General features: G+C 60.9%; 10 protein-coding genes. 3 read left to right on the top strand and 7 right to left on the bottom strand.

What is annotated here, in order from left to right; all coding sequences use genetic code 11:
• The 3 genes from C7450_RS34590 to C7450_RS33580 all read right to left on the bottom strand — a co-directional run.
• On the bottom strand, positions 1-102 hold a 102-nt coding region (locus C7450_RS34590; RefSeq protein WP_425351222.1), incomplete at its 3' end, for a leucine zipper domain-containing protein.
• Between the two features lie 733 nt (positions 103-835).
• Positions 836-1,834 (bottom strand): calcium-binding protein, encoded by a 999-nt coding sequence (locus C7450_RS16670; RefSeq protein WP_110375554.1) that lies wholly within the window; start codon positions 1,832-1,834, stop codon positions 836-838.
• A 161-nt stretch (positions 1,835-1,995) separates the two neighbouring features.
• Complete coding sequence (locus tag C7450_RS33580) at positions 1,996-2,274, bottom strand: hypothetical protein (RefSeq protein WP_146227360.1); 279 nt, start codon at positions 2,272-2,274, stop codon at positions 1,996-1,998.
• 434 nt (positions 2,275-2,708) lie between these two features.
• Here C7450_RS33580 and cysE point away from each other — a divergent pair, with 434 nt between their 5' ends.
• Together cysE and C7450_RS16660 are read left to right on the top strand one after the other, a co-directional pair.
• Positions 2,709-3,551 carry a serine O-acetyltransferase gene (gene cysE / locus C7450_RS16665; RefSeq protein WP_110375553.1) on the top strand — a complete coding sequence of 281 codons (843 nt, stop codon included), beginning with the start codon at positions 2,709-2,711 and terminating at the stop codon, positions 3,549-3,551.
• A 75-nt stretch (positions 3,552-3,626) separates the two neighbouring features.
• On the top strand, positions 3,627-3,839 hold the full coding sequence (locus C7450_RS16660) for a DUF3126 family protein (protein ID WP_110375552.1): 213 nt from the start codon (positions 3,627-3,629) through the stop codon (positions 3,837-3,839).
• A gap of 19 nt (positions 3,840-3,858) precedes the next feature.
• Here the strand turns inward: C7450_RS16660 and C7450_RS16655 are convergent, their stop codons facing one another.
• Positions 3,859-4,593: a hypothetical protein gene (locus tag C7450_RS16655; RefSeq protein ID WP_146227359.1), complete on the bottom strand. Its 735-nt coding sequence runs from the start codon at positions 4,591-4,593 to the stop codon at positions 3,859-3,861.
• A gap of 371 nt (positions 4,594-4,964) precedes the next feature.
• Between C7450_RS16655 and C7450_RS16650 the strand changes: the two genes are divergently transcribed.
• Positions 4,965-5,495: a gamma carbonic anhydrase family protein gene (locus C7450_RS16650; RefSeq protein WP_110375550.1), complete on the top strand. Its 531-nt coding sequence runs from the start codon at positions 4,965-4,967 to the stop codon at positions 5,493-5,495.
• A gap of 22 nt (positions 5,496-5,517) precedes the next feature.
• Here the strand turns inward: C7450_RS16650 and C7450_RS16645 are convergent, their stop codons facing one another.
• From C7450_RS16645 to C7450_RS16635, 3 genes are all read right to left on the bottom strand, one after another.
• The gene (locus tag C7450_RS16645) at positions 5,518-6,153 is read right to left on the bottom strand and encodes a transglutaminase-like cysteine peptidase (protein WP_110375549.1); all 636 of its coding nucleotides are present in this window, start codon (positions 6,151-6,153) and stop codon (positions 5,518-5,520) included.
• Between the two features lie 103 nt (positions 6,154-6,256).
• On the bottom strand, positions 6,257-6,916 hold the full coding sequence (locus tag C7450_RS16640) for a transglutaminase-like cysteine peptidase (protein ID WP_110375548.1): 660 nt from the start codon (positions 6,914-6,916) through the stop codon (positions 6,257-6,259).
• Positions 6,917-7,258: 342 nt separating this feature from the next.
• Entirely contained in the window at positions 7,259-7,885 is a 627-nt protein-coding gene (locus C7450_RS16635; protein ID WP_110375547.1) for a PilZ domain-containing protein, read from the bottom strand.
• Positions 7,886-8,125 lie beyond the last annotated feature (240 nt).

Here is an 8,125-nt window from a genome sequence, read left to right as displayed (position 1 = left end):
GCCCGCTGCCTCAGACGCGGCTACCACTGTCCAATCTTCTTCCACGACACGCCGCACGAGAAGGACTCGACCATGCACCGTCAGGCGCGCATTCTCATGCATGTTCATCCGGGCGCTCCGGTCAGGGTTGGTTGGCTTCGCAACCCCAACCTCACATCCCGGCCCCGGATGAACAACCTTCATAGCTTCGACATCTAGAGCATGCTGTATTTGGATGGAATCCCACGGTCATCCCGGGGCGTTGCGCAGCAACGAGCCCGGGATCCATGAACACGCGGCCCGAGAAAAGACGCATCGGACTGTGCCTCTCTGGTAGAACGTGGTGTTCATGGGTTCCGGGCTCGGGCCTTTCGGCCCGCCCCGGAATGACACCACGGTTCCGTATAAAGTCAGCCTGCTCTAACCAGGGAGTGAGGCGCCGACTGCGATCTGGAGAGCCGGGCCAGTTCCTCCCGCTCGGTCTCGCTGAGGATGAGCACCCGCTCTTGAGGACGTCCAATCTGAGCCATGATCCGCGCTCCATTCCGGTTTGCGAATCATCGTCTTTCCGTAATTTATGGAAAGCTATTTGCGGGACGGGACACTCGTGGCTCGACTCCGACATTTGCATCCGCCTGATACCGGCCTCGGATCAAATGTCGGAGTCAAGAGAACCACTAGCAAGTTATTGGTTCTAGTGGAGCTTTTGAATTTGACATTTGATCGGGAGCTTCATGTCAGGCGGGACTCAAATGTCAAACTCACTCCACCAGCGGTGAATTTGCGCGTCCATTCTTGAGCGGAGCCAATCCGCAACAGACGGCCTTGTTCTAAGCCGCGGGGAACGATCGCGGCATCAAAAGATCGGCAGGCCGCACGCGCAAAAGCCGTTCGGCCAGCCGACCAGCTCGGCCGGGATGTCTTCGTCGAAGTTCGGATCGCTCGGCGTCGAGGGCTGCGCCGCGGCGTCCCGGACGGATGTGGGGGGTATGCCAGCTTGCGGCGCAACGATCTGTTCTTCGGCGGGCGCGGCGATCTGTTCTTCACCGGACATGGCGGACGGCATGGTGCGCAAGTCGACAATCTCGTCGTCTGCGAACCTGACCAGCTCGACATTCTGCAGGCTCTTGAGGTCGCTGCGGCCATCGTCGAGTTTGAGCCTGATGTGCCACGTGGAGGGTGTCGCGCCGCGCGCGAGCGTGAATTCGGACCGGTCAGCCCATAGTTCGATGGTGTCTTCACCGTCCCCACCATCGAAGGTGTCGCTGCCGGCCCCTGCAACGAAATAATCATTGCCGTCATAGCCACGGATGACATCGGGCCCGTCGCTGCCAATGAAAGTGTAGTCACGCGTGGCGTTGACCGTGTAGGGAGCATCGTAACCGTGAAAGCGATCGAGGCTCTGGATGAGAGAGGCGCCGTTGGCGTCGCTGGGATTGTAATCGCCGCCCGATTTCAGGAAACGTCTGACCCCGCCTGCTCCGGCGAGATGCGCGGCCCCCAGGAGGCCCGAGATCGAAATGTCATGGCCGTTGATGCTCTGACCGTCATAGTGGAGGAAATCCCTCAGAAAATGGGCTTGCTTGCCGAGAAAGTCGCGGATGGCCATGTCCTGCGCCTCATGCGAGGCGAGGAATTCCTCCTTGCTGTTGATTCCGTACTTTCCCGTCCACCCGCCGCTGAAGTCGTTGTCGATCGGCTTGCCGTCGTTCCGCACCATGCCGATGTCGATGAGAGCCGCCTCCCCGAACTGGAAGCGCCCTAAATGATTGGTGCTGTTGACCGCATCGTAGCGATTGGACGAATGGAAGAGACCAAGCTTATTGATAAAGTCATCGAATGTATAGGTGGACATGATGCACACCCCGATAAGAGAAATTCCGAGTGACAATTATGAATTATATTCGTGGGCTATCATCGCCATTCCATGCAATAAGGAGGGCGTTCAGAGCATCGATACTGGAGGCGGTGCGCGCCGTTCGACAAAAGGCGCGGCCAGGTTCGTGCGCTCAGGCGCTATCCTGATTGACCACACGGGGCCTCATTTTCCGCACGGGGCGTCGTGGCGATGATCGCTTCGGCGAGCGCATCGATATCGGCGATATCAGGATTGCTGACACCGAAGCGATGGGCGATCGAGGTGCTGGCCTCGCCGTCGGCGGAAGCGAGCACGATCTGAGCTCGCCTAACCAGGGAGTGAGGTGCCGACTGCGATCCGGAGAGGCGGGGAAGTTCCTCCCGCTCGGTCTCGCTGAGGGTGAGCACCCGCTCTGGAGGACGTCCGATCTGAGCCATGATCCGCGCTCCACTCCGGTTTGCGAATCATCGTCTTTCCGTAATTTATGGAAAGCTATTTGCGGGACGGGATAGTAGGGTCGGTTTTGTAAACTTGTGATATTTCAATGTCTTGCGATGGCAATCTGGCAAAGTGATTCACCGGCCCGGTCTGGGCTCTGTTCTTCGGCTGCGGCTCTCGTTCGCGCGGGGATGGCGAGGCTCTGCTGTTGATTCATCGGGTTGCCGCAAGCTCTTGGTCATGTGGAGCTTTTTTAAGGGTTGGCGACGTTGTGCGAGCCTTGTATTGATGGCGCGCGCTTCTTGACTATTGTTAATCCGGCATGGAATGCGCATCTGCGAAAGAGATGTTCGGGCGGTCTAAGGCCACGTTTCCAGTGCGGTCGTCCGCAATCGTTCATCGGGCTGATCAGTCCGGCTCACGGAGAGACTTGATGTCGTATCGCAGCCAGATCAGACCGGACGGTGCCCAGCGCAGCGGCGTTGAACTGCTCGACCCGCTGTGGTCGCAAATCCGGCGAGAAGCGGAGGGCATCGTCAGCCGCGAGAGCGAACTGGCCAGCCTGATCGTCAGCGTGATCCTGAATCACGAAACACTTGAATCGGCCGTTTGCCATCGCATTGCGGGGCGTCTTTCCCATCCAACGCTTCCGGCCGACCTGATCGGGCAGGTTTTCCGCGAGGCGATCAGCCGGGATCCGGCGATCGCGGACGCAATCCGTGCCGATATCCTCGCCGTTGCCGATCGCGATCCTGCCTGCACCCGGATGATCGAGCCGGTCCTTTATTTCAAGGGCTTCCATGCCATCCAGACGCATCGCCTGGCCCATTGGCTATGGCATGCAGGGCGCCGGGATTTCGCGCTCTATCTGCAGAGCCGGTCGTCCGAGGTGTTCCAGACGGATATCAACCCGGCGGCACGCATCGGCAAGGGCATATTTCTCGACCATGCGACGGGCCTCGTCATTGGCGCCACGGCCGTGGTCGAGGACAATGTGTCGCTGTTGCAGGACGTGACCCTGGGCGGCACCGGCAAGGAACAGGGCGATCGCCATCCGAAGATCAGGAACGGGGTGCTCATCGGTGCCGGCGCCAAGATCCTTGGCAATATCGAGGTTGGCCATTGCGCTCGCGTTGCCGCCGGCTCCGTCGTTCTGCAGCCTGTTCCGCCCAACACGACGGTCGCGGGCGTGCCGGCGCGTGTCGTTGGAACGGCGGGTTGCGCGGAGCCTGCCCGGCGTATGGACCAGATTCTAGCGGACAAAAGCAGCGATTGAGCCCGTCCGCCTTGCTCTCCGGGTTCATGCATGGCAAGGCGGTGGCCTGGATCGTCGAGCTTTAGAGGCCATGAGATGGACAAAACCGAACTCGCGAAGATCGAGCGCTTTCTGCGCCGCACATTCGCCAATCAATCCATCAGGGTGGTTGCGCGCCCGCGCAAGACGGATTCCGCCGAAGTCTATGTGGGCGAGGAATTCCTGGGTGTGTTGTTCCTCGACGACGAGGACGGCGACAAGTCCTACAGCTTCCAGATGGCGATTCTGGACGCCGATCTCGAGGACTGACACTACGGCCTGAGGGGCCTCACGCAGGAGGCCTCGGCTTGTGGATCATGGCGGTCACAATCCGCGTGACGCCGTCGACAAGGCGTGGCCAGTCGCCAAGGCGGTTCGGGCTGAATCGGATAACCGCATCCAGCATGCCGATATGCAGCGTTGTCGTGCATAGATTCGTCGGCTTGTCCTTGCGTTCGCCGTCGGGGCAGCGGGCAAAGAATGCCTCGCCATTTGCGGTGGTGAAGCCCTCCGATGTCACGAACAGACGCTCATTCTCGTAACGTGAGCCGGCCCGGAACGTATAGGCGACGAGCCCCGCCGGCCCGTGCTCGCCGTTCGGGTCGAGGAAGCGGCTATAGACCCTGCTCAGGCGTTCGGTCGGGGCCGAAAGGGGGTCTGCGGCCGCCAGCGAAATCAACACCGAACCATCGAACGGGCGGGATCCGGCCGCGTCATTCTGGCGCGCGGCCGGAATGTGTCGCGGCCAATCGACAATGAGTTCGAGCTGTTCGACACGGCCGGCATGGGCGACAGGTGCGCGCAGCCATTCCCGCGGCGCGGTCAGGGGCGTGTTGCCAATCTGATAGTGGACAACGGCCGGCAGCGGTTCCGGCCCGGCCGCTGCCATGGAAAGCGCCACGCCCGTGGCCATGGCGATCCCGACGACGGTGGCTGCCATGAAGGCGAGCACGGAGCCGTCCGCCGGGCGCGGCTCCTGCGCCGGCGCATGCCGCAGCGCTGCGAAAATGGCCGCCTTCGCCATGGTGACGTCTCCGCCTGTGGCGCGAGTCCACAGATCGCGGAACTCATGATGAGCCATCATTCACTCTGATGCTTAATGTTTCCTTGATTGCTTCGGCCTGGCCTATGGCCGGGCGCTGGGCATCCGCGTACAGCGCGCAATCATGCCGTGGCGCGCTTGCGGAACCCTTAAGCCGATCACCGCCTGCGAGGAGCTTGATCGTATTGTGCGGCAAGCCGCGTCACGCCTGACGTCGCGATGCGCTCAATCTTTGTCTCCGCGCATTTTCTTCACGCGAACCAGTGTCCACTTCGCCCGAAAATGATCTAGATTCCAGCGATCGGCCCATGCCAGGCTTCACGGGCAGGGTTCCACATGCGGGAGGGCAGGGCATGCCGCTATATCGACTAGGACAACGGGAGCCGCAGCTGCCGCCACCCGGCCATTTCTGGGTTGCCCCCTGTGCCCAGGTGATCGGTGATGTCGTTCTGGGCCGGGATGTCGGCATCTGGTTCGGGGCGGTGCTGCGCGGCGATAACGAAGCCATCACCGTTGGTGCCGGCAGTAATATCCAGGAGGGCTCAGTCCTTCACACCGACATGGGCTTTCCGCTGGAGATCGGCGAGGGCTGCACCATCGGTCACCGCGCCATCCTGCATGGTTGCCGGATCGGATCGAACAGCCTGATCGGCATGGGGGCGATCGTGCTCAATGGCGCCCGGATCGGCGCCAATTGCCTGGTCGGCGCCGGCGCATTGGTGACGGAAGGCAAGGAATTTCCTGACGGCAGCCTCATCGTCGGTTCACCCGCGCGTGTCGTGCGGGCGCTCGATGAGGCGGCGATCGACAAGCTGAGGCTGTCGGCCACCGGTTATCAGCGAAACTGGAAGCGGTTTGCGACCGATCTCAGTCCGATCGACTGATGAGAAGGCGTCCGGCTCGCTATCAGCGAGCCGCCGTCGCGGTGGTGCTGTCCGGGGCGCCGAGCGCAACCCACAGGTTCGGATTGGTCGCGGACTGGCGCTTGATATAGCGATAGCCCGTCGCAGTCCAGGGCAGGATCTGCTGGCGCTTGTTGTCGAGAACGAGATCACCGATGTCCGTGCGCACGGTGAGGACGGCGTGGCCTTCATTTTCCAGGTCGCGGACGACCGTGACGAGGAGCGCTTCCCGCGGCATGCCGGCCTTGATGAGCTGCCGGCGCTTTTCGAGGACATAATCCTCACAGTCGCCCTTGCCGTCGGTTGGATAGTCCCAGGATTCCACGATGCCCCAGTGATCTATGTCGCTGACGGGCTCGATCTCTTTGTTCACTTTGGTATTGATGCCGAGCAGGAGAGCCCAGCTGCGGGAGGTGATCATCACCTCCCTTGCATGGCCATCGGCCGTGTCGCAGTCGGCGCTGTTCTTACGGCAGAAATCTGCCCAGCCGAGAGGCGCGCGGGTATTGCCCATTTCCAGGGCGATGGGGGTGATCGGAAAGTTGGGCAAGGCAGCCTGGCGGCTCTGTGCCACGGCTTGGGACGTTGCTGCGGCGCAAAGGGCTGCGAGGAACGCCACGACGCGAAGAGTGACCGCCATACCCGTACTATCCCAACTCGGTAACGCTTCATTTACTCTTTCACGGCGAGCGCATCGGAACAAGATGTGTTAACGCGCGTTAACCTTCTTTGTGATTATTTTGTTAATTTGGCGGCGAAAGCGTGGCCGTTGCCGCATTGTCCTCCTGTCCGCCAAAGGCGATCCAGCCCGTCTCGCGCTGGCTTTCGCGCTTGATGAAGCTGTAGCCTGTGGCGCGCCAGGGAAGGATGGCGTCACGCTTGTTGTCGAGGACGAAGTCGCCGCGGTCGGTGCGCACCATCAACACGGCGTGGCCGGCATTCGCTTCGTCCAGAACGACCGTGATCAGAAGCGCGCGGCGCGGCAGACCGGCCGCCGCAAGCTGCCTGCGCTTCTCGAGGACATAGTCCTCGCAATCACCGATCCCGTCGTCCGGAAAGTCCCATGACTCGATCAGGCCCCAATGCTCGATGTCGGGCATGGGCCGGATCTGGGCATTGACACGCCGGTTGACCGTGCCGATTTCGTCCCAGCGCGCCTGAAAGAGCATGATCTTTGCTGGCTCGCCGATATCTGTGGTGCATTCGGCGGGATGGCGCTTGCAGAAATCGACCCAGCCGATGGGCGGGCGCGTCCTCTCGGCGGCCGGTGCAGGGTTGCTCGCGGGTGGGAGCGACACGTGCCGCTCGATCGGAAGCGCCGGTGCCGCGATCAGGCTTGCCAGAATTGTGGCAATGGCGAGCTGCAGGGAGCGAGGTCTGGCTCGGTCCGGTCTCCGGTTCATTACTCGTCCTCCACGCTTGTGTGAGGCGAGTATTGGCCATTATATATTTCCTGCCGTGAAAAATAATAGCGTCGTTTTTTAGGTTCATATTCAACATAAATTACTATCTATTGACTGTATAGAAATAACCGAAATTCTATTTGTTCCTGTATGCTTGCCTTTAACCAAGAGTGGATGCTGGTTCCTGCGCAGCCATCGGTTGCGCCGGTCAATCTCGCTGCCGTCGGTCGTTCTTCGCGCAAGTCGGCGACAGAGGGATTTGCCCGAGTGGAGCGAATTTGACATGTGAGTCCCGCCTGTCATCAAGCTCCAGCTCAAATGTCAAATTCAAAGCTCGACTAGCTAGCTCCGCGATCCGATCATCCGCGCGAAGTCCTGTTTGCCCATGATCTCACCGAACTCGACGGCGAATCCGCCCTTGAAATGCCGGACGACCCGCGCGCTGGTGCGGCCGACGATGACGGGCGCGCCGATGTCCGGCGCGACCTCGGCGATGAGCGCTGCGCCGGAGGGGGAGATATCCATGATCTGGACGTTGTGGCGTGTGCCGTCCTGCAAGGTCAGCCCGATCCCGGTGCTGGCGGGGACGATACGGTCATGCCGACGGACTTCGGGCGTCTCGAGCGGCTCCCGGTTGGCCAGCCACGTCATATGCGCCGCGATCTTCTCGCGCTTGCGCGGGGTTGCCGTGATCGCGACCACGAAGCCTTCATGCGAATGGCGGATGATATCCCCCTCGATGCGTCCGAGATGATCGAGATAGAGCACCACGTGTTCGCCGAGCTGACCTCGGTTCGGGGCTTGGATATGCAGATCGCCGGGGGACATGTCGATGGTCTGGCATGGATACTCATGCTGACTTTCGATCATGTAGCGCCCGAGGAGCGTGATCCTGAGGCGCTCATAGCGTCGCCGTTCGGCGTCGTCGATCGGCTGTGAGGGCGGAGCGTCGGGTCGTGTCGGCGTCATCTGTCGGTCCGTAGCAGTCAACCAAGGATGTCACGCACAAACAACGCAGGCGCTGGACGCGCCGACCCGGCCACCATTCCTCGTGGAATGAATTTGACATTCGGTACCCGCTCGATGTCGGCCTCGAGACCGAATGTCAAATTCGAAAATTCCACGAGAACCATAAGCATCCTAGTGGTTCTCCTGTTTCCAACATTTGCCCTCGGGGCCGATACAAATGGGATGCAAATGTTGGAAACG

The sequence above is a fragment of the Chelatococcus asaccharovorans genome, from assembly GCF_003201475.1.
Lineage (GTDB): Bacteria > Pseudomonadota > Alphaproteobacteria > Rhizobiales > Beijerinckiaceae > Chelatococcus > Chelatococcus asaccharovorans.
The sequence above is the reverse complement of the archived record's forward strand: the minus strand, read 5'-3'. Positions and strand labels throughout refer to the sequence as shown.